Here is a 19,766-nt window from a genome sequence, read left to right on the forward strand (position 1 = left end):
CGAGCCGAATCAGGGCCATAGATGGCTCGCCATCCGGCACTCGCGGCGACAGGGGTCGGGCGACGGCGGCGACAGGGGTGGGGCGGCGGGCCGGTGGGGCCCGGCGGCGGGTGGGGCCGGCGGGGCGGGGGTGGTCAGTGCTTCTTGGAGCGGGAGCGCGGCGGGGCGGCCATGATCTGCAGGTCCAGCTGCCGCAGCACGTGATCGGCCGCCTCCGGGTCCACGCCCGGCTCGGAGCGGGCGGCGAGGATCTCGGTGCGCGCCGCGTCCAGGCCCACGGTCTGGGCGACGGCCATGAGCTCGCGGCCCTTGGCGACCTTCTTCCGCACCGCGGCCTGCTGCGCCGCCTGCTCCGCGGCCTTCTGCGCCGCCTCGGGGTCGAGGGGCTCGCCGTCGGGCCGGACCGCGCGGATCGCCTGGGTCTGGGTGTCGATCTCGCGGCGCATGCCCTCGAAGCGCTTGGTGAGCATGCGCATCTGCTCGCCGGAGAGCTCCTCGGACTCCCCGAAGCGCTCCCGGATCGCCCCCAGCGCGGCGGTGCGGGCGCGGCCGGTGAGCTCGCGGATCTCCGCGGCGGCGACGGAGCCGTCGTCCTGCAGGCCCAGCAGGCGCAGCACGGGCCCGACGGTGAGGCCCGTCGGCACCAGGGTCGCCAGCAGCACGGCGCAGGCCAGCACGATCACCAGGCCGCGATCGGCGATGAGGCTGCCGTCGGTGGCGAAGGTCGGCACGGACAGCGCGAGCGCGAGGGTCGCCAGGCCCCGCATCCCGCACCAGGTCAGCACGAAGGCCTCCCGCCAGTCCCGCGGCAGCGGGTCGGAGCGGCGGGTGGCGGCGGCCAGCGCCAGCATCCCCAGGAAGCGCACCGCGATCACCACCGCGCAGACGACCACGGCCGGCATCGCGTAGCCGAGGATGTCGGTGCCCTCGGCCAGCACCACGGCGCGCAGCTCGATGCCCATCAGCCCGAAGGCCAGGCCCGTGAGCATCAGGTTCACGACGTCCCAGAAGGCCGCGCGGGTCACGCGGGCCTCCCCGTCGGAGGCGCGGGCGCGGCGGTTGGTCTCCAGCGCGGTGACGACCACGGCGATGACGCCGGAGGCATGCACCTCCTCCGCGAGGATGTACGCCGCGAAGGGCGCGACGACGCTGACGGCCGTGCGGGCTCCCACCGAGGTCACGGCACGATCGGCCACCCGGTACAGGAAGCCCACCAGGAACCCGATCGCGACCGCGAGCGCCGCGCCGATCACGAAGTCCAGCAGGATCCCGGGGCCGAGGGAGTCCTGCCCCGCGAGCACCGCCCCGAGCGCCGCCTGGAACAGCACGATCGCGACGGCGTCGTTGAACAGGCCCTCCGTCTGCAGCACCGTGAGCAGGCGCCGCGGCATCCGCGCGGGGCCAGCGACGGCCTCGACGGCGACGGGGTCCGGAGGGGCGACCATGGCGCCGAGCATGATCGCCAGCGGCAGCGCGATGCCGGGGACCAGCCACAGCACGGTGCCGGCGACCGCGGCGGCGGTCACCGCCGTCAGGCCCACCGCCAGCATCAGCAGGGTGCGCCAGCGGGTGCGGAACACCGACCAGCTCGAGGTGCGCGCGGCCTGGAACAGCAGCGGCGGCAGGAACAGCGGGAGGATCAGCTCGGCGTCGATGAGGTAGTCCGGCACCCACGGCAGCCAGGCGATCGCGGCCGTCGCCACCAGCATGAGGATGGGGTAGGGCAGCTTCCAGCGCTCGCCGATGGCCACGCAGACCGCCGTCACGGCCAGCAGGGCGACGACGAGGACGATGATCTCCACGTCCCGACCCTACCGCCGTCCCCGGCGACGCCGGGGGAGGGGTGGTGGCGCCGGCCCTGCGCGGCGCAGACTGGTGCCCCAGCACCCTCCAGGAGGAGTTCCCATGTCGAAGAAGATCCTCATCCTCACCGGTGATGCCGCGGAGACGCTCGAGGTGTTCTACCCCTACCATCGGCTCCAGGAGGCTGGCCACGAGGTGCACATCGGCGCCCCGGAGAAGCGCCGCCTCCAGTTCGTCGTCCACGACTTCGTGGACGGCTTCGACACCTACACCGAGAAGCCCGGGCACACCTGGGAGGCCGATGTCGCCCTCGCGGACGTGGATCCCGCCGACTACGACGCCCTCGTCGTCCCGGGCGGGCGGGCGCCGGAGTACCTGCGCAACGACCCCGAGGCGCAGCGGATCGTGCAGCACTTCTTCGCGCAGGACGCCCCGGTCGCGGCGACCTGCCACGGTCCCCTGATCCTGGCGGCGGCCGGCGTGCTGCCGGGCCGCACCAGCTCCGCCTATCCCGAGCTCGCGATCGACGTGGAGACCGCCGGGGGCGTGTTCGAGGACGGCGGCGCCGTGGTCGACGGGAAGCTCGTCACCGCCCGCGCCTGGCCCGACAACGGCACCTGGATGAAGGCCTTCCTCGCCGTCCTCGACGCCGCGTGATCGGCCGCGCGACGCCCGCCGCCGTCGGGCTGGACGCCGAGGCCCTCGCGCGGATCCCGGGGATCCTGCGCGAGGGCGTCGAGGCATCCCCGCCGCGCCTGGCGGGGGCGAGCGCCCTGGTGGCCCGCCACGGGCGGATCGTCCTCGAATGCGCCGAGGGCTGGGCCGTGCGCTGGCGTGACGCCGAGCACGAGCTGCCGATGGACCAGCGGGTCCCGGCCCGCGAGGACACGATCTACGACGTCGCCTCGATCTCCAAGCTGTTCACGGCGATCGCCGTGCTGCAGCTGGTCGAGGCCGAGCAGGTGGGTCTCGAGGACCCCGTCGCGCAGCATCTGCCGCGCTTCGCCGCGCACGGCAAGGACCGCGTCCGCGTCCACCACCTGCTCACCCACACCGGAGGGCTGCCGGCCGAACGGCCGCTGCACCGCGAGCGCCCGGATCCCGCCTCCCGGCGGGAGCTGGCCCTGGAGACCGAGCCGATCGCCGGGCCGGGGGAGCGGTACGTCTACAGCGACATCGGGATGATCGCGCTGGGCTGCCTGGTCGAGGAGGTCGCCGGCCTGCCCCTGGACGCGGTGGTGCGGGCACGCATCACCGGACCGCTGGGCATGGACGAGACCATGCATCGGCCTCCGGCGGCGCTCCTGCCCCGCATCGCCGCGACGGAATGGGACCCGGACACGGGCACGATGCTGCGCGGGGTCGTGCACGACGAGAAGGCCCGCGCCCTGGACGGGGTCGCGGGGCACGCGGGGATCTTCTCCACCGCCTCCGACCTGGCCGTGCTCGCGCAGACGCTGCTGGACGGCGGCCGATGCGGGACGGCGCGGATCCTCTCCGAGGAGAGCGTGGCGGCGATGCTCACCGACCGCGTCGCGGCGATCACCGGACCGGACGGCGCCCGCCGGGGCCTGGGCACGGAGCTCTCCGCGGCCAGCCACGGCGCCCTCGCCCGGCCCCGCGGCACCGGGGCCCGCAGCACCGGCCCCCACAGCACCGGGCCCTGGAACGTCGGGTCCCCCGCGGCCGGGCCCCGCGGCGCCGGGTCCTTCGCGGCCGGGCCCCGGACCGCCGGGCACACCGGCTTCACCGGCACCTCGCTGCTGATCGACCCGGGCACGGGCGTGAGCGTGATCGTGCTGGCCAACGCCGTGCACCCGCGGCGGGAGCGGTCCGGGATGCCGGAGGTGCGGCGCGCGGTCGCCGACGCCGTCGCCGATGCCCTCGGGACCGAGGACGCGCCGGCACCGCACCTGCCCTCGGCACCGGACCGGCCCTCGGCGGCGGTCAGCGGGTCTGCGCCGCCTCCTCCGCGCCGCTGACCCCGTCCTCGTCGTTCCACCGCAGCACCTCGTCGTGGCTGTCGGAGACGAGCGTCAGGCGGTACGCGCCCGGCCGCCCGGAGAAGCGCAGGGTCATGCGGGCATCGGTGACCCGCGCGAGCACGGGCGCCATGGCGAGGGTGAGCCGGTCCCGGGCGCGGCGGGTCTCCGGGGCGTCCTCGGCGTCGTCCAGCAGCAGGACCTCGCGGCCGGCGCGGCGCGCGGCCTCGACCGCGTCGGTGAAGGCGCGCTGGCGGACCAGTCCGGGCACCCGGATCTCGTCGCGCAGCGCCGCCTCGAGCACGCGCGCCCGCACCCGGTCCTCCTCGCCGATCCCTCCCTCGGAGGCGATCACCTCGAGCACCGGCATCGCCCGCTCCAGCACCCCGTCGATGCGGGTGCGGCGCTCCTGCTCGGCGGCCGCGGCCGATGCCTCGGTGGCCGCGCGGGCGATCGCCGATCCCCGCACGCGGTCCAGGCGCCGCCCCATCCGATCCAGGCCCATGGCGACCCAGGTGCCCACCAGCAGCGTCCCGGCATGGCGCACGATCAGCTCGGCCGCGACGAGGGGCGACCCGCCGGCGGCCAGCGCCCACACGAGGGTCACCAGGAACATCGCCGCCAGGCCGACCCAGGCCATGCCGACGCGGCCGCGCACGGCCATCGCCAGCAGCAGGAAGGTGAGCGCCCCGAAGTGCCAGCCGGCCCAGCCCAGATCGTCCGAGAAGGGCAGCCCGTGCTCGACGACGGCGGTCGTGAGCGCCACGGTGGCGATGACCGCGGCGGCGCGGGCCCGGGACATCCGGGGAGCGCCGTCGAGCATGAGGATCGCGGCGCCGACGGCGAGCCCCAGCAGCCCGGCGATCACGGTGACGCTGATCAATCTGATGTCCGGGGTCAGCGCCACGAGCACGGCGTGGGTGAGGACCAGGCAGGCGGCGATCACCCAGGCGGCCCGGGAGCTGCGCAGGACGATCCACGGCTGCATCACCTCACCCCCGGTCGTGTCCAGGAGATCTCCACCTGTGTGCCCTCGCCGGGGGCGGAGATCACCCGTGCCTCGCCGCCGGGGAGCCGGGCGATGCTCCCGAGGATGCTCTCGCGCACCCCCATGCGGTCCCAGCCCACGCCGGCCATCGAGAAGCCGACGCCGTCGTCGAGGACGCAGATGTCGATCCGCTCGTCGCGCAGGCGGACCTCGACGGCCCGCTGCACGGCGCGCTCCTCCGCGCCGCCGGCGTGGCGGAGGCTGTTGCGCAGGGCCTCGCCGACCGCGGTCACCAGGGCGCGGCGCACCTCGGCGGGCACCGGGCGGCTGCGGGTGACCTGCGAGGTGAAGGCGACGGCGGGGCTGATCTCGTAGACGGTCTCCTGCAGCAGGACGACGAAGTCCCGCGCCGCGAACCCGCCCTCGCGGCGCTGCCGCGCCGCGCGCGGGGAGGCCGAGTCCTGCAGGGTGCGCAGGGCCGTGCGGGCATGCTGGCGGGCGCTCTCGCGCAGCGCCGGGTCCTCCCGGCCGGCGAGGACGAGGACGCTGAGCACCTCGTCGTGGAGGAACTGGCGCAGCCACTGGTCCTCCTCGCGCACCGCGGTGCGCCGCGCGCTCTCGCGGGCCTCGGCGCGCGCCCGGTCGGTGGCCTCGTCGGTGCGGCGGGCGAGGTCGCGGAACAGGAGGATCATGCCCACCAGCACGCCGCCGAAGACGATCGGGTACAGGCCGTCCTGCGTGGCCTGCGCCTCGAGCCCCGGCGGGCCGGCCAGCAGCCGCACCAGGCCGATGCCGACGCCGACGAGGACCGCGGAGATCCAGGCCAGCACCGTCCGCCCGGCGATGCAGACGGCGGCCACGCCGATCACGGCCGTGAGCGTGAACCAGGGCGCCTCCTCCAGCGTGCCGGGGGAGTGCATCGCCGGGACCAGCGTCGCCAGCAGGGCGAAGGCGGCGATCCCGGTGCCCAGCAGGGTCCGACGGATGGCCCGGATCGGGGCGCGGCGGGTCATGGCGAGCAGGACCAGGGGCATCACGAACACCACGAGGATCGAGCACACGTCCCACAGCAGGTGGTAGACGTGCCACTGGCGCAGCAGGGCGGGCGTGCCGAGGGCGCCGAAGGTGAGTCCGCCGAGCGCGTAGCCGAGGGTGAGGACCCGGGTGACGCTGTCCTCCATGGAGGCGTGCGCCGGCTCGGAGGAGGTCACCAGACCCCCGGCTCCCCGATGAACCCGTCCTCGACGGCCCGTTTGTACAGGTCGACCTTGGTGCCGCTCTCCCGCCCGACCCGCACGTACTTGGCGCGGATGTCCTTGACGTACTTGTCGACGGTGTGGACGGACAGCCCCAGGCGCTGGGCGACGGAGACCGTGGTGTGGCCGTCGGCGTACATGGCCAGCACCTCGCGCTCGCGCGGGCTGAGCCGGGCGTCGCGCAGGCGCTCGTCGGAGTCGATGGAGGCGGCGAGATCCGCGGTCATGACGTTGCCGCCGGCGAGGACGGCCTGCACGGCGGCGACGAGGTCTTCCTCGGGGGCGGACTTGCGCACCACGGCGCCCGCCCCGGCCTGGGCGGCGCCGCGCAGCAGGAAGCGGCTCTCGCCGGAGGTGTAGACGACCGTGGCGATCCCGGCCTCGCGCAGGATCGAGATGTTCTCGTCCGGGGCGGAGCCGTCCTGCAGGCGGAGGTCGAGGATCGCGAGGTCGACCCGGGGGTGCTCGCGCAGGAAGTCGCCCACGGTCGGGGCCAGGCCCACGAACTCGCAGCCGGGGATCCGGGCGACGACCTCGCTCAGGACCGTGCCCATGAAGGGGTGGTCGTCGATCGCGCCCACGGTGTGGCCCACGGCGTGTCCCTCCCAGCTCACCGGCGCAGGAGGCCCGCGCCGGCATGTCGGCAGCGGTTCCCGGCGAGGAACCGCGGGCCGTCAGTCTACCGGCGCGCCGGAGCGGCCGCAGGGAGGACCGGGCGGCGGGACGTGCGGCGCCTGCAGGGCGCGCGACGTGGTGGGGTGGGCCTGCGGCGCGGAACTCCGCCGCTGCCGGACGGTGCGTCCGGCAGCAGCGCAGAGCGTGAGCCGCAGCCCACCTGCCCGCACCACCCGCGAACGACGGTACGGGACCGCGCGCGCACTTCCCAGACCCGGAAACGGGCACCCCCGAAACGGGTACCCCCTTCCTGTCGTTCCTACATCGAGTCCTGCCAGGCCTGGTACAGCGCCGCGAACCGGCCTCCGGCGGCGACCAGCTCCGCGGGGGAGCCGTCCTCGACGACCTCGCCGCCGTGGACCACGAGCACCCGGTCGGCGATCATCACGGTGGACAGGCGGTGGGCGATGATCAGCGCCGTGCGCCGGCCCAGCAGGCGGGTCAGGCCCTCCTGCACCATGCGCTCGGAGGGGATGTCCAGCGAGCTGGTCGCCTCGTCGAGGATCAGCACCTTCGGGTCCGCGAGGAAGGCGCGGGCGAAGGAGATCAGCTGGCGCTGCCCGGCGGAGACGCGGCCGCCGCGCTTGTTCACGTCGGTGTCGTATCCGTAGGGCAGGGCCTCGATGAAGGTGTCCGCGCCGATGGCCCGGGCCGCGGCCTCGACCTCCTCGCGGGAGGCGCCGGGCCGGCCGAGCTCGATGTTGTCGGCGACCGTGCCCGAGAACAGGTACGCCTCCTGCGTGACCATGACGATGTTGCGCGTCAGGTCCTCCATCGACACGTCCCGGAGGTCCACGCCGTCCAGCGTCACCCGGCCCTCCGTGGCGTCGTAGAAGCGCGAGATCAGCTTGGCGACCGTGGACTTCCCGGCGCCGGTCTGCCCGACCAGGGCGACCGTCTGCCCGGCGGGGATGTGCAGGCTCAGCGGCTTCAGGACCAGCGGGCCATCGGCCGTGTACCGGAAGGAGACGTCCTCGAAGTCGACCCGGCCGGTGGAGTCGGCCAGGGGCGTCGGGCGCTCGGCCTCCTTCACGCTCGGCTGCTCGGCCAGGAGCTGGGCGATCTTCTCCAGCGCGGAGACGCCGGACTGGAAGGCGTTGTAGAAGCCGGCCAGCTCGTCGATCGGCTGGAAGAAGCGCCGCGAGTACAGGACCAGCGCCACGAGCACGCCCACCGACAGGGAGCCGTCGAGCACCCGGAACCCGCCGACCAGCAGCACCACGGCGATGGTCGTGTTGGCGAGGATGCGCAGGGCCGGCTGGTAGATGCCGAACACCCGGATGGAGCGCAGCGACGCGTCGCGGTAGTCCTGCGAGAGCTGGTCGAAGGTCGCCTGGTTGCGGTCCTCCTTGCGGAAGGCCTTCACCGCGCGGATCCCGGCCATGGCCTCGACGAAGTGGACGATCAGCCGCGCCGAATGGGTGCGGATCGCCCGGTACTCCTCGCGGGAGCGCTTCTGGAACCACATCGTCAGCAGCACGCCGGGAACCAGCATGAGCAGCATGACCGCGCCGGTCACCCAGTCCATCGAGACGATGAGGACGACGGTGAAGACCATCGACAGCGACGAGCCGACGATGATGTCGACCCCGAAGTCGAGCAGCTCGCGCAGGGCCTCCATGTCGGAGGTCTGGCGCGAGACGATGCGGCCCGAGGTGTAGCGCTCGTGGAACTCGAGGTCCTGCTTCTGGGTGAAGCGGAAGACCCGCTTGCGCAGGCCGAAGAGCATGCGCTGGCCCACGACCGTGCCCTGACGGACGTAGCCGAAGGTCAGCAGGCCGCCGACGATCGCGGCGCCGACGTACAGCAGGCCCGCGCGGATCGTCAGCGACGCATCGCCGTCGACGAGGGCGGGCAGGGCATGGTCGATGCCGTAGGCGATGATCCGCGGGCCGGCGACGACGGCCAGCTGGGCGATCACCACCATCACGCTCATCATCGCGAACTGGCCCTTCACGGGCGCGAGGAGCTCCCCGAGCAGGCGCAGGGTCCGGCGGCGGGACTCCCGGTTCTCCTCGGCGGACAGGACGCGGCTCTCCGCGTCCTCCTCGCGCTCGGCGGCCTTCCCGGCGGGTGCCGTGGTCATCGGGTCTCCTCCCCGGTCTGGACGGCGCGCAGGTCGAGCTCCCCGGTGAGGGTCTCGATGTCCTGGTCGCGCCGGGCCTCCTCGGCCTGGTGGGCGATGACGTAGCGGTACTGCGAGGAGCGGCGCATGAGCTCCGCGTGGGTGCCGACCTCGGTGATCCTGCCGCCGTCCATGAGAGCGACGCGGTCGGCGAGGGCGACGGTCGAGGTCCGATGGGCGACGATCAGGGTGGTCGTCCCCCGCAGCACCTCGCGGAGGCGCTCGGTGACCCGCTCCTCCGTCTTGGTGTCCAGGGCGGACAGCGGATCGTCCAGCAGCAGCACCGCCGGCTGGGCGGCGATGGCGCGGGCGAGCGCGAGGCGCTGGCGCTGGCCGCCGGAGAGGCTCATGCCCTCCTCGCCGATGCGCGTGTCCACGCCCTCGGGCAGGTCATGGACGAAGGAGGCATCGGCCGTCTCCAGGGCGAGCTCCATCAGGGCCTCGGCCTCGGCCTCGGACAGGGACTGGTCCGCACCGATGAGCACGTTCGAGCGCACCGAGTCGGAGAACAGGGTCGCGTCCTCGAAGGCGACGGCGGTCAGCGACCGCAGCGCCTCGAGGTCCATGTCGCGCACGTCGACGTCGTCGATGGTGACGCGGCCGCCGGTGACGTCGTAGAGGCGCGGCACCAGCTGCAGCAGGGTCGACTTGCCGCTGCCGGTCACGCCCACCAGCGCCATCGTCTCCCCGGGGCGGATCTCCAGGGTGGCGCCGTCGATGACGTCGTCCATGTGGTCCGGCGCATCGGGGTAGCGGTAGTGGACGTCCTCGAGGCGGACGATGCCGCGGGCCTCCCCGGCAGGGATCGCCACCGGCTGCTCCGGGGAGGTGATGGTGTTGACCTCGTCCATCACCTCGTAGTGGCGGTTCAGGGCCGTGGTCGTGTTCACGGCCTGGCCCAGCAGGTTGCCGAGCATGCGCACGGGGCCGATGACCAGCACCGCCGTGGCGAAGTAGGCGGCCAGGTCGCCGGGGGAGATGCTGCCGCGGGCGGTGAGGTGGATGCCGGTGAACAGGGCGACGCCCAGGGCCAGCTCGGGCAGCATGAACATGAACATGTCGAACCGGGCCATCGCGGTGGCCTTGCGGACCTCCGTGCGGCGCAGCGCGTCGGCCTGCTCGGCGAAGCCCTCCAGCGCGGTGGGGCCGCGACCGAAGGCCTTGAGCACGCGGATGCCCTGGACGGACTGCTCGATGGTGGTGGCGAGGTCGCCGTTCTGGTCCTGCGAGAGGCGCGAGAGCGTGTGGAAGCGGACGCTGAAGCGGTAGGCGATGATCGAGACCGGCGCGGCGGCGGCGATGAAGACCAGCGCCAGCACGACGCTCTCGCTGAAGAGGAAGGCGAGGCCCACCACGATGGTCACGGAGTTCGCGACCAGCATGATCAGGCCGAACGCGATCCAGCGGCGCACCGTGGAGATGTCGCTCATCATGCGCGAGAGCAGCTGTCCGGAGCCCCAGGCGTCGTGGAACGCCACGGGCATGTGCTGCACCTTGCGGTAGAAGTCGACGCGGATGCCCTTCTCGACGAGGGTGGCCGGGGAGACGGCGAAGACGCGGCGCAGATAGATGAGGGATGCCTCGACCAGGCCGAGGGCGATGGCGACGGCGCCGCCCGTCCACACGACGGCGGCGGTCGGCGTCGCGTCGAGCTGGTCGACGACGGCGCCCAGCACCTGCGGGATGAGCAGGGCGACGATCGAGGCGATGAGGGCGCTGAGCAGGCCCAGGAGGAGTCGGAGGCGAATGGGGCGGACCGTCTGCCACAGGCGGGCCATGGTCGCAATCATGAGGAGAGACCTCTATCGAGGAAGCGCGGCGTCGCGCGAAGGTGCGGGGCAAGAAGGCCGGGCAGGGCTCGCTGGCCATGCCGGTCGTGGAAGGGAGCGGTCGGTGCCGCGAGATCAAGCCTATCCAGAAGGTCGGACCTCTGGGAGGAACCTGGCCGAGTCTTTTGCAGTCGATGCAGAATCTTTGCGGGAGCGCCGGCCGGGACGAGGAGCACGGAGCGACCGGCTCCCGATGCCGCGGAGAACCGGCCCGATGCCGCCGGGAGCCCGCCCGGAGGCGGCGCGTGCGTCCCGTGCGGCCCGCGATCTCAGGGCTGAGGGTTCTCGGGGAGCCAGTCCTGGTCGGAGGCATCGGAGAGCAGGGCGGCGGCGCCCGCGGCCGCGGCCGTCACGGTGAGCACCGCGGGCCAGGAGCCGATCTTCTTCGCCAGCGGGTGCGAGAGGCCGAAGCCCAGCACGTACGTCGCCCCCAGCACGGCGGTGGTGGCCGGGCCGCGACGGGCCAGCCAGGTGCGGCCGGCATAGACGCCGGCGGCGGCGAGCACCACGCCGCCCAGCGGGCGGATCCCTGTCTCCCGCGCGGTGAGCCAGCCGCCGACGAGCCCGAGGGCGACGACGGGGGCGGTGGCGACGTTCCGGGCGGGCTTCAGGGTCATCGCGGTGCTCATGCCTCCGAGCCTACGCTCCCCGGCCCGGCGGGCGCCATGCGGTATCCCGCGCATCCGCGGCCGATGCTCGTGCCCGATGCGCGTGCCCGATGCGTGTGCCCGATGCGCTTGCCCGATGTACGCGCCCGATGCGCGCGCCCGATACGCGGGCGCGCTCAGCGCAGGACGGCGATCCCGTGGGCGGGGACGGTGCCGGGGCGGACCCGCTGCGTCCCGTCGACCATGTCGGCGCCGGAGACGACCTCGAGGACCTCCCGGTCGGTCGCGACCTCGTCCTCGCCGAGGTTGATCGCGAGCACCAGCGGCGGCATGGGCAGCTGGCATCCGGGGGTCAGCACGATCTCGGCGAAAGTGTGCGAGAGGGTCTCTTCCCGCACCGTGACATCGGCCTTGATCAGCCACGGCTCGCGGCGGCGCAGGGCCAGCAGGCGCCGATGCGCCTCCACGATCCGCGGCGCGGCCTCGGGCTTCAGCAGGGCGAGCGCGGAGGCGGCATCGGCCGGGTCGTCGGGGAAGGAGGGGCGCACGGCGTCGTCCCCGCCGGCGCGCTCCTCCTTGACGCCGACGGCCCCGAACTCGTCCCCGGCGTAGAGGGCGGGCACGCCCGGGAGTAGGGCCAGCAGGGCGATGGCGGCGGCGAGGTCGCGGCCGTCGGCCAGCTGGGAGGCGATGCGGGTGGTGTCGTGGTTGCCGAGGAAGGTCAGCGGCAGCGCGCCGCCGTCCTCCGCGCGGAAGTCCTGGTGGCGGCTCAGCGCGTGGCGCAGCTCGAAGAGGTTGTGGTCGTGCAGCGAGGACCAGATGCCCTTCCACAGCTCGTACTGGGTGATCGAGTCCGCGCCCGAGGCGGCGGCGAAGGCCGGGTAGTCGCCGTGGATCACCTCGCCGAGGATCCACGCCTCCGGGTGGCGCTCGCGCAGCCGCGCGATGATCGGCGCCCAGGCCTCCGGCCCCGCCGCATACATGGCGTCCAGCCGCCAGCCGTCGGCGCCGCGCTGCAGCCAGGCGCTCATCGTCTCGACCACGGCCTCCTGCACCGCCTCGTCGGTGAGGTCCAGCTCCACCAGGTCGGGATTGCCCTCGAAGCCGTAGGGGTGGGCGCCGGCCCAGCGGATCCGCGACCCCTCCGGGCTGTCGGGGCCGCCGGCCAGGGCCGCGCGGACCACCGCATGGTGCTCGCTGACGTGGTTGAAGACGCCGTCCAGCACGACCCGCACGCCCCGCTCGTGGCAGGCGGCCAGCAGGCGCTGGACATCGGCCTGGTTCCCCAGCCGCGGGTCCACCCGCTGGTGGTCCAGGGTGTCGTAGCCGTGGCTGACGGAATCGGCGATGGGGTTCAGGATCAGCACGTTCGCCCCCAGGGAGACGATGTGGTCCAGCCACCCCTCGATGCGCCCCAGGCGGTGCACGACGTGCTCGCCGTCGGTCAGCCCGTAGCTCGTCGCGACGAGGTCGTCGCGGTGCTGCGGGGCGCCGCAGAATCCCAGGGGATAGATCTGGTAGCAGATCGCATCCCGCACCCACGCCGGCGTCCTCGCAGTCATGAGCCCATCGTAGGCGTCCCGCCGGGGCGCGTCCGCCGCACGCGCCCGGCGGACGGGAACGTGGCGGCGGGGGCGCGGAGCCAGGACTCCCGGGATCACGGACTCCCCATCGGCCGTCCCATGAGGTTGGATGAATCCGGGGTGGCAGCCCGCCGCCCCACCACCCCGGCTCAGGAGGCTCCATGATCCGCATGCGCACCGACATCTTCGCCGAATCCCTCGGCATGGGCACCAGCCTGACCGTGCTGATGCCGCAGGCGGCCGCCGGCATCGGCATGGGCGGGGACGACGCCGCCCCGGCCCACGGCGACGGCGTGCCGGTGCTGTACCTGCTGCACGGGCTGAGCGACGACTGCACCATCTGGGAGCGGCGCACCTCGATCGAGCGCTACGCCAGCGAGAAGGGCATCGCCGTGGTGATGCCGCAGGTCGGGCGGTCCTTCTACTGTGACGAGGCGCTCGGCGAGGCGTACTGGACCTACCTCTCCGAGGAGCTGCCCCAGCTGCTCGCGCGGACCTTCCGGATCTCGACGGCCCGCGAGGACACCTTCGTGGCCGGGCTGTCGATGGGCGGCTTCGGCGCGTTCAAGCTGGCCCTGAACCATCCCGAGCGCTTCGCCGCCGCGGCGAGCCTGTCCGGGGTGGTGGACCTCGTCGCCCTCGAAGGCCTCGACGTGCATCAGGGGCATCTGGCCGAGCGGATCTGGGGCGGGAAGCGCCCCGATGGCACCCAGGACGACCTGGTGGGGCTGCTGCGCGCGGCCGATCCGGAGTCGCTGCCGACCCTCTTCCTCGACTGCGGCACCGAGGATCCGCTGGTCATGCTGAACCGGGGCTTCATCGCCGCGGCGGAGGAGAAGGGCGTGGCGATGCAGTCCCGCCTGCGCCCGGGCAACCACACCTGGGACTTCTGGGACACCAGCATCCAGGACGTCCTGGACTGGCTGCCGATCCGCGCCTGAGGGGATCCCGCCCGCGTGCCGCCGGCGCCGTCGACCGGGGCCGCGGCTCGCGGTCTGCGGGCCCCGGCCGACGGACGTCGGGTGCGGCGGGGCGGGGCGTGCGCTACGATCGCCGCGTGATCGATCGTCGCTATGCGTATGACTGCTCGGCTCTGGAGGGGCCGCAGCGGGCATAGACGCACGCCGACTTCCAGAGCCACAGGGCAGAGCGAACGCTCTGCCCTTCGCCGTTTCCGGCGGGCTCTGCGCAGGGTCCGCCCCTCTCCCAGGAGCAGACCATGACCCCTCTCGACACCACCGCCCCCGCCGCGCCCGCCGTCCCCGCTGCGCCCGCCGTCGCCGTCGGCACCGAGGACCTGCACGTCGCCGCCTTCACGGAGCTGCCGACCCCCGCGCAGGTGCGGGCCGAGCTGCCGGCCGAGCCCACCGACGTCGCCCTCGTGCGCCGCACCCGCGAGGAGGTCCGCGCCGTGCTGCGCGGCGACGACGATCGCCTGCTGGTGATCGTCGGCCCCTGCTCGATCCACGATCCCGAGGCCGGTCTCGACTACGCCCGTCACCTGGTGGGGGAGGCGATCTCCCACCGCGACGACCTGCTCGTGGTCATGCGCGCCTACTTCGAGAAGCCCCGCACCACCGTCGGCTGGAAGGGCCTGATCAACGACCCGCACCTCGACGGCAGCCACGACATCGCCACCGGCCTGCGCCGCGCCCGGGCGTTCCTGCGGGACGTCGTCGGGCTCGGGCTGCCCTGTGCGACCGAGTTCCTCGAGCCGATCAGCCCGCAGTACACGGCGGACCTCGTCTCCTGGGGAGCGATCGGGGCGCGCACCACCGAGAGCCAGATCCACCGCCAGCTCGCCTCCGGGCTGTCGATGCCGATCGGCTTCAAGAACGGCACCGACGGCGGGCTGCAGGTCGCCATCGACGCCCTCGGCGCGAGCGCCGCCCCGCAGTCCTTCCTCGGCATCGGCGCCGACGGCCGGGCGAGCCTGGTGACCTCCACCGGCAACCCGGACACCTCGGTGATCCTGCGCGGCGGCGCCGACGGCCCGAACTACGGCCCCGAGCATGTGCGCGCCGCATCCGAGCGCCTCGCGGCGGCCGGGCGCAGCCCCCGGCTGATCATCGACGCGAGCCACGCCAACAGCGGCAAGGACCACGAGCGCCAGGCCGTCGTCGCCCGCGAGATCGCCGCCCAGGTCGCCGAGGACGGCTCCGCCATCAGCGGCGTCATGCTCGAGAGCAACCTGCTGCCCGGAGCGCAGACGCTCGACGTCGCCGCCGGCCCCGCCGCGCTGGTGCGCGGCCGCAGCGTCACCGACGCCTGCATGGGCTGGGACGAGACCGCCCGGATCCTCGAGGACCTCGCCGCTGCGGTGCGCCGACGTCGCCTCGGCGGTCCCGCCGCTTGATCGGGGGCGTCCGGGCCGTCCCGGTCCGTCGCGCGACTGACCGGGGCCGTCCCCGGTCCGTCGCGCGCAGGGAGCGCTGGCCGGTCGCCTGGCCCCGTCACTCGCCCGCAGCGCAGGCTGGGAGCCTCGCCCCCGTTACTCTCCCGGTGCGGGGCTCCCGGAGGGCCGGTCGTGCTCGCCCGGAGCGGGGGCCGCGGCGGCGCGGTCGGCGTGGCCGAGGGAGCGGCCCGGGGCGATGAGGTCGCGGACCCGGCGCTTCAGCTCGGAGATGTCGGGGAAGCCGCCGTCGCGCTTGCGGTTCCACACGTGCGCGCCGTCCACGTCGATGCGGAAGACGCCGCCGGTCGCGGGCACCAGCGCGATCTCGCCGACCTCCTCCTCGAAGGTCTGCAGCAGCTCGCCCTGGTACCACTGGGCGCGCAGCAGCCAGCGGCACTGGGTGCAGTAGGTGATGACGATCCGCGGCGCAGGCATGCGGCCAGGGTGCCACATGCCCGCGCCGCGCGAGGCAGGGGGTCAGCGGCGTGCGGCGTCGTCCGCCGTGGTGCCGGGCTCCGACGGGGGCACCGAGCGCCCGGTCGAGTCCGCGTCTGTGTCCGTGTCCGTATCCGCGTCCGTGCCCGGGGCGGCGCCGCGGGTCTTCGCGAGGCTCGCGACGGTCGCGACGGCCACGGTCGCGCCGATGAACAGCAGCGAGAGCCAGATCGGGATCTCCGGAGCCCACAGCACGGGCTCGCCGCCGTTGATGAACCCCAGCTCGTTGACGTGCAGGGCATGCAGCACCAGCTTCACGCCGATGAAGGCGAGGATCACGGCGAGACCCTGGGCCAGGTACACCAGGCGCTTCAGCAGTCCGCCGATGAGGAAGTACAGCTGGCGCAGCCCCATCAGCGCGAAGACGTTCGCGGTGAACACGATGTACGCCTCGGAGGTGAGGCCGTAGATGGCCGGGATGGAGTCGACCGCGAAGACGAGGTCGACCACGCCCAGGGCGAGGATCGCCAGCAGCATGGGGGTGGCCATGCGGCGCCCGTCCTGGCGGACGGTCAGGCGGTCGCCGTGGTAGGTGTCGGTCACCGGGAGCACGCGGCGGACCAGGCGCATCAGCCGGCTGTCGGCCGGGTCGGCGTCGTGGTCGCCGAAGGCCTGCCGCCAGGCCAGGACCAGCAGCAGCGCCCCGAAGCCGTAGAAGGCCCACGAGAAGTTATCGATCACCGCGGCGCCGGCCGCGATGAAGCCGCCGCGCATGATCAGCGCGATGACGATGCCGATCATGAGCACCTTCTGCTGGTGCACGCGCGGCACCGCGAAGCTCGTCATGAGCAGCAGGAACACGAAGAGGTTGTCGATCGACAGGGCCTTCTCGGTGAGATAGCCGGCGAAGTACTCGCCGCCGTACCCCCAGCCCGAGGTCATGCCGATGCCCACGCCGAACAGCAGGGCCAGGACGATGTAGAACGCGGACCAGCGGGCGGCTTCGCCGAGGCCCGGTTCATGGGGCTTTCGCACGTGCGCGAAGAACTCGTACACGAAGAAGGCGATGGTGACGGCGATCGTGATCGCCCAGATGAGGGGTGTGATCTGCACAGGGTCCTCCGGAGACGGTGGCGTGGCGCCAGAGTCTCCTTCGTCCCAGAGGCGGGACCGACAGCCCGGGTATCCGTTGGCGGATCCGAAGTGACGGGCATGCCGAGGTGAAGTACTCCCTCTGCACCGCCTACGGTACGCGCTCTCGCGGCTCGTTTCCTGGGAACCTGCTCGGGAACTTCTGCATCGGCGGGGTCACACACCCAGCTGGAGGCGCTTGGCCTCCACGGCGATCTCGGCCTGACCTGCGACATCATCGGCATCGGCCCCGGAGGCGGCGGTGACGACCGCCCCGACCAGGCCCTCGACCAGCGGTGCGAAGGTGAGGTGGACGCGGCCCTCGAGCTCCGGGTCGAGGAACTCCAGCGCCGTCTGCGCGGAGAGGATCGCGGAGCCGAGGTCCATCAGCACGACGACGCCCTGGTCGTCGGCGGCGGCCTCGATGGCGGCGCTGATCGCGGCGGCATCGGTGCCGAGGGCGGTGCCGCCGCCCGGCTCCTCGATGCCGGCGGCGATCTCGATGCGCGGGGCGCCGTCGCGGACCATCTGCAGAGCGAGGTCCGCCGCCGCCTCGGCCAGCGCGCGCGAATGGGAGACGACGACGATCCCGGTCATGCCGATCCCTCCTGCCCGGCGACGGTCTCCGCCAGGGCCTGCCACAGCAGCGCGGTGGAGGCGGCACCCGGGTCGACGTGCCCGATGGAGCGTTCGCCCAGGTAGGAGGCGCGCCCCTTGGAGGCCTGCAGGGGGATCGTGGCCTCGCGGCCCTGCTCCGCCCCCTCCGCTCCGGCGCGGACGGCCGCGGCGAGGTCCGATGTGTCCTCGCCGGTGGACGCCTGGTCGAAGGCATCCAGGGCGGGCGCCCACGCGTCGAGCATGGTCTTCTCGCCGACGGTCGCCTTGCCGCGCTGCTCGATCCCGCCGACCCCGGCGCGCAGGGCGGCCAGCAGGTCCGCGGCATCCAGCTGCGTGGCGCCGGGCTGGGAGGTGCCCAGGCGCAGGAAGAACGTCCCGTACAGCGGGCCGGAGGCACCGCCGACGCTCGAGACCAGCGTCATGCCGACCTTCTTCATGAGCGCGGGGATGTCGGCGAACTCCTCGGCGTCCAGGGCGGTGACCACGGCGGCGAAGCCGCGCTTCATGTTGCTGCCGTGGTCCGCGTCGCCGATCGCGGCATCCAGCTCGTTCAGCGCGGACGCGTGCTCGGCCAGCAGCGTGCTCGATCGGCGCAGCCAGGCGGCGAGGTCCGATGTGGTCAGGGCGGTGAGGGCGTCGGCCATGGCGATCAGATCCCCTTCCTCAGGGCGGGGGTGGAGACGGGGGCGTCCCACCAGCGGGTGAGCTCCTCGTCCAGGCGCAGCAGCGTGAGGGAGGCGCCGGCCATGTCGAGGCTCGTGATGAAGTTGCCGACCAGGTGGCGGGACACCTCGATGCCGGCCTCGGCGAGGATCTCGTGGGCATCGGCGGCGAGGATGTACAGCTCCAGCAGGGGTGTGCCGCCGAGCCCGTTGACGAACAGCAGGACGGGGCCCTCGCCGGGCAGCTCCGCGAGGATCGGCTCGAGCATGGTGCGGGCGAGGTCCTTCGCGGGGGCGAGCTTCTCGCGGCGGCGGCCCGGCTCGCCGTGGATGCCGATGCCGATCTCCACCTCGTCCTCGCCGAGCTCGAAGGAGGGCTTGCCGTTGGCGGGCACGGTCGCGGAGGTCAGGGCCACGCCCATCGAGCGGGCCCCGGCGTTGACGCGCTCGGCGACCGCGGTGACGGCCTCGAGGTCCAGGCCCTCCTCCGCTGCGGCGCCGGCGATCTTCTCCACCAGCACGGTGCCGCCCACGCCGCGCCGCCCGGCGGTGAAGGTCGAGTCCTCGACGGCGACGTCGTCGTTCGTGATGACGGAGCGCACCGCGATGCCGGACTCGGCGTCGGCCAGCTCGGCGGCCATCTCGAAGTTCATGACGTCGCCGGTGTAGTTCTTGACGATCTGGAGCACCCCGGCCCCGCGGTCGACGGCGGCGATCGCGGCGGTCATCTGATCGGGGACGGGGGAGGTGAACACCTCGCCGGCGCAGGCGGCGTCCAGCATGCCGTGGCCCACGAAGCCGCCATGGAGGGGCTCGTGGCCGCTGCCGCCGCCGGAGATGATCGCGACCTTGCCGTCGTCCTTCGGCTGCGCGCGCAGGACCAGCCTATGGTCCAGGTCGACGCGCAGGGTATCGGGGTGTGCCAGGGACATTCCGCGCAGCGCGTCGACGACGACATCGTCCACGGCGTCGATGATCTTCTTCATGCCCACGACGCTACCGCGAGACGTGAGCGCCGTCACCCAGTTCCGAGGGGCGGGTCCGGGGGTTTCGCTGCTCGCGAGAGCCGGGCAAGAACCGCGCGAGCGCCGGGCAAGAGCACGGGAGCGACGGTGGGCGAGGGGAGAAGGGATCGGGGCAGAGTCCGGTGAGGACCCCGGGTCATCTGTTCCGGGGACTCGAGAAATTGCAGGCCCCAGAACCACTTCGGCGATGAAAGTGGATCAAAACGGGACAATCGCTGGAACGCCCCGGGAGGCGTCTCGTCCGCCGGTCGCGACGCCCAAGGCGAAGGGCCGTCGCGCGCCTATCGCCGCCGTGCCTGCGGGACGCGTGCTGGTCCTCCCCAAGGGACTGCGCTCCACATCGGAGCACCATGACTGACCGGGGCGGGGACCGGCGCCTAGCGTCGGAGCGTGCGCGATGACCAGGAGGACGATGCCGGCTCGGGGCAGCTGCTGCATCGGCGCGAGTGGCTGCGCAGAGGCGTCCACCCTCGACAGCTCGCCTCGGAGCGGTACATCCGCGTGTTCTGCGGATACTTCACGCCGTCGGCTCGGCCGGCCACCCTCGAGACGGCGTGCCGTGTCCTGCAGAACGAAGTGAGAGCCGGCGCTGTGATCAGCCACGAGAGCGCTGCCGTTCTCCTCGGGCTCGCCCTCCCGGACCGGTGCGGT

General features: G+C 73.3%; 17 protein-coding genes. 4 read left to right on the forward strand and 13 right to left on the reverse strand.

Going from position 1 to position 19,766, the window contains the following annotated elements:
• Positions 1 to 134: 134 nt before the first annotated feature.
• Positions 135 to 1,802 carry a cation:proton antiporter gene (locus ABD234_RS11550; RefSeq protein WP_344356298.1) on the reverse strand — a complete coding sequence of 556 codons (1,668 nt, stop codon included), beginning with the start codon at positions 1,800 to 1,802 and terminating at the stop codon, positions 135 to 137.
• Positions 1,803 to 1,905: 103 nt separating this feature from the next.
• On the opposite strand from ABD234_RS11550, the gene ABD234_RS11555 reads away from it, so the two are divergent.
• Positions 1,906 to 2,460 (forward strand): DJ-1/PfpI family protein, encoded by a 555-nt coding sequence (locus ABD234_RS11555; protein WP_344356300.1) that lies wholly within the window; start codon positions 1,906 to 1,908, stop codon positions 2,458 to 2,460.
• Positions 2,457 to 3,785, forward strand: coding sequence for a serine hydrolase domain-containing protein (locus ABD234_RS11560; protein WP_344356302.1), 1,329 nt, complete (start codon positions 2,457 to 2,459; stop codon positions 3,783 to 3,785). The genes ABD234_RS11555 and ABD234_RS11560 overlap by 4 nt, the downstream gene beginning before the upstream one ends.
• Here ABD234_RS11560 and ABD234_RS11565 read toward each other — a convergent pair.
• The 7 genes from ABD234_RS11565 to ABD234_RS11595 all read right to left on the reverse strand — a co-directional run bounded on the left by ABD234_RS11565 (position 3,751) and on the right by ABD234_RS11595 (position 12,828).
• A complete protein-coding gene (locus ABD234_RS11565; RefSeq protein WP_344356304.1) occupies positions 3,751 to 4,773 on the reverse strand; it encodes a hypothetical protein in 1,023 nt (340 codons plus the stop codon). The genes ABD234_RS11560 and ABD234_RS11565 overlap by 35 nt on opposite strands.
• Positions 4,773 to 5,984: a sensor histidine kinase gene (locus ABD234_RS11570; RefSeq protein WP_344356306.1), complete on the reverse strand. Its 1,212-nt coding sequence runs from the start codon at positions 5,982 to 5,984 to the stop codon at positions 4,773 to 4,775. The genes ABD234_RS11565 and ABD234_RS11570 overlap by 1 nt, the downstream gene beginning before the upstream one ends.
• Positions 5,981 to 6,643, reverse strand: coding sequence for a response regulator transcription factor (locus ABD234_RS11575; protein WP_344356308.1), 663 nt, complete (start codon positions 6,641 to 6,643; stop codon positions 5,981 to 5,983). The genes ABD234_RS11570 and ABD234_RS11575 overlap by 4 nt, the downstream gene beginning before the upstream one ends.
• Before the next feature lie 320 nt (positions 6,644 to 6,963).
• Complete coding sequence (locus ABD234_RS11580; protein ID WP_344356310.1) at positions 6,964 to 8,790, reverse strand: ABC transporter ATP-binding protein; 1,827 nt, start codon at positions 8,788 to 8,790, stop codon at positions 6,964 to 6,966.
• Positions 8,787 to 10,619, reverse strand: a complete 1,833-nt coding sequence (locus tag ABD234_RS11585; RefSeq protein WP_344356312.1) for an ABC transporter ATP-binding protein — start codon at positions 10,617 to 10,619, stop codon at positions 8,787 to 8,789. Before ABD234_RS11585 ends, ABD234_RS11580 begins: the two co-directional genes overlap by 4 nt.
• A gap of 308 nt (positions 10,620 to 10,927) precedes the next feature.
• Positions 10,928 to 11,287 (reverse strand): hypothetical protein, encoded by a 360-nt coding sequence (locus ABD234_RS11590; protein ID WP_344356314.1) that lies wholly within the window; start codon positions 11,285 to 11,287, stop codon positions 10,928 to 10,930.
• Positions 11,288 to 11,442: 155 nt separating this feature from the next.
• Positions 11,443 to 12,828 (reverse strand): alpha-amylase family glycosyl hydrolase, encoded by a 1,386-nt coding sequence (locus ABD234_RS11595; RefSeq protein WP_038371524.1) that lies wholly within the window; start codon positions 12,826 to 12,828, stop codon positions 11,443 to 11,445.
• A gap of 182 nt (positions 12,829 to 13,010) precedes the next feature.
• Here ABD234_RS11595 and ABD234_RS11600 point away from each other — a divergent pair, with 182 nt between their 5' ends.
• A complete protein-coding gene (locus ABD234_RS11600; RefSeq protein WP_344356317.1) occupies positions 13,011 to 13,790 on the forward strand; it encodes an alpha/beta hydrolase in 780 nt (259 codons plus the stop codon).
• 278 nt (positions 13,791 to 14,068) lie between these two features.
• Positions 14,069 to 15,205: a 3-deoxy-7-phosphoheptulonate synthase gene (locus tag ABD234_RS11605; protein WP_344356319.1), complete on the forward strand. Its 1,137-nt coding sequence runs from the start codon at positions 14,069 to 14,071 to the stop codon at positions 15,203 to 15,205.
• 135 nt (positions 15,206 to 15,340) lie between these two features.
• Here ABD234_RS11605 and ABD234_RS11610 read toward each other — a convergent pair whose 3' ends face one another.
• The 5 genes from ABD234_RS11610 to dhaK form a co-directional block, all read right to left on the reverse strand.
• Positions 15,341 to 15,679 carry an Rdx family protein gene (locus ABD234_RS11610; protein WP_344356321.1) on the reverse strand — a complete coding sequence of 113 codons (339 nt, stop codon included), beginning with the start codon at positions 15,677 to 15,679 and terminating at the stop codon, positions 15,341 to 15,343.
• Between the two features lie 42 nt (positions 15,680 to 15,721).
• A complete protein-coding gene (locus tag ABD234_RS11615) occupies positions 15,722 to 16,792 on the reverse strand; it encodes a TerC family protein (protein WP_344356323.1) in 1,071 nt (356 codons plus the stop codon).
• A gap of 195 nt (positions 16,793 to 16,987) precedes the next feature.
• Positions 16,988 to 17,407 (reverse strand): dihydroxyacetone kinase phosphoryl donor subunit DhaM, encoded by a 420-nt coding sequence (gene dhaM / locus ABD234_RS11620; protein WP_038371529.1) that lies wholly within the window; start codon positions 17,405 to 17,407, stop codon positions 16,988 to 16,990.
• Positions 17,404 to 18,072 carry a dihydroxyacetone kinase subunit DhaL gene (gene dhaL / locus ABD234_RS11625; protein ID WP_344356327.1) on the reverse strand — a complete coding sequence of 223 codons (669 nt, stop codon included), beginning with the start codon at positions 18,070 to 18,072 and terminating at the stop codon, positions 17,404 to 17,406. Before dhaL ends, dhaM begins: the two co-directional genes overlap by 4 nt.
• A 5-nt stretch (positions 18,073 to 18,077) precedes the next feature.
• On the reverse strand, positions 18,078 to 19,076 hold the full coding sequence (gene dhaK / locus ABD234_RS11630; RefSeq protein ID WP_038371803.1) for a dihydroxyacetone kinase subunit DhaK: 999 nt from the start codon (positions 19,074 to 19,076) through the stop codon (positions 18,078 to 18,080).
• Positions 19,077 to 19,766: the final 690 nt, after the last annotated feature.

The organism is Brachybacterium phenoliresistens (genome assembly GCF_039530785.1).
Classification (GTDB): domain Bacteria; phylum Actinomycetota; class Actinomycetes; order Actinomycetales; family Dermabacteraceae; genus Brachybacterium; species Brachybacterium phenoliresistens.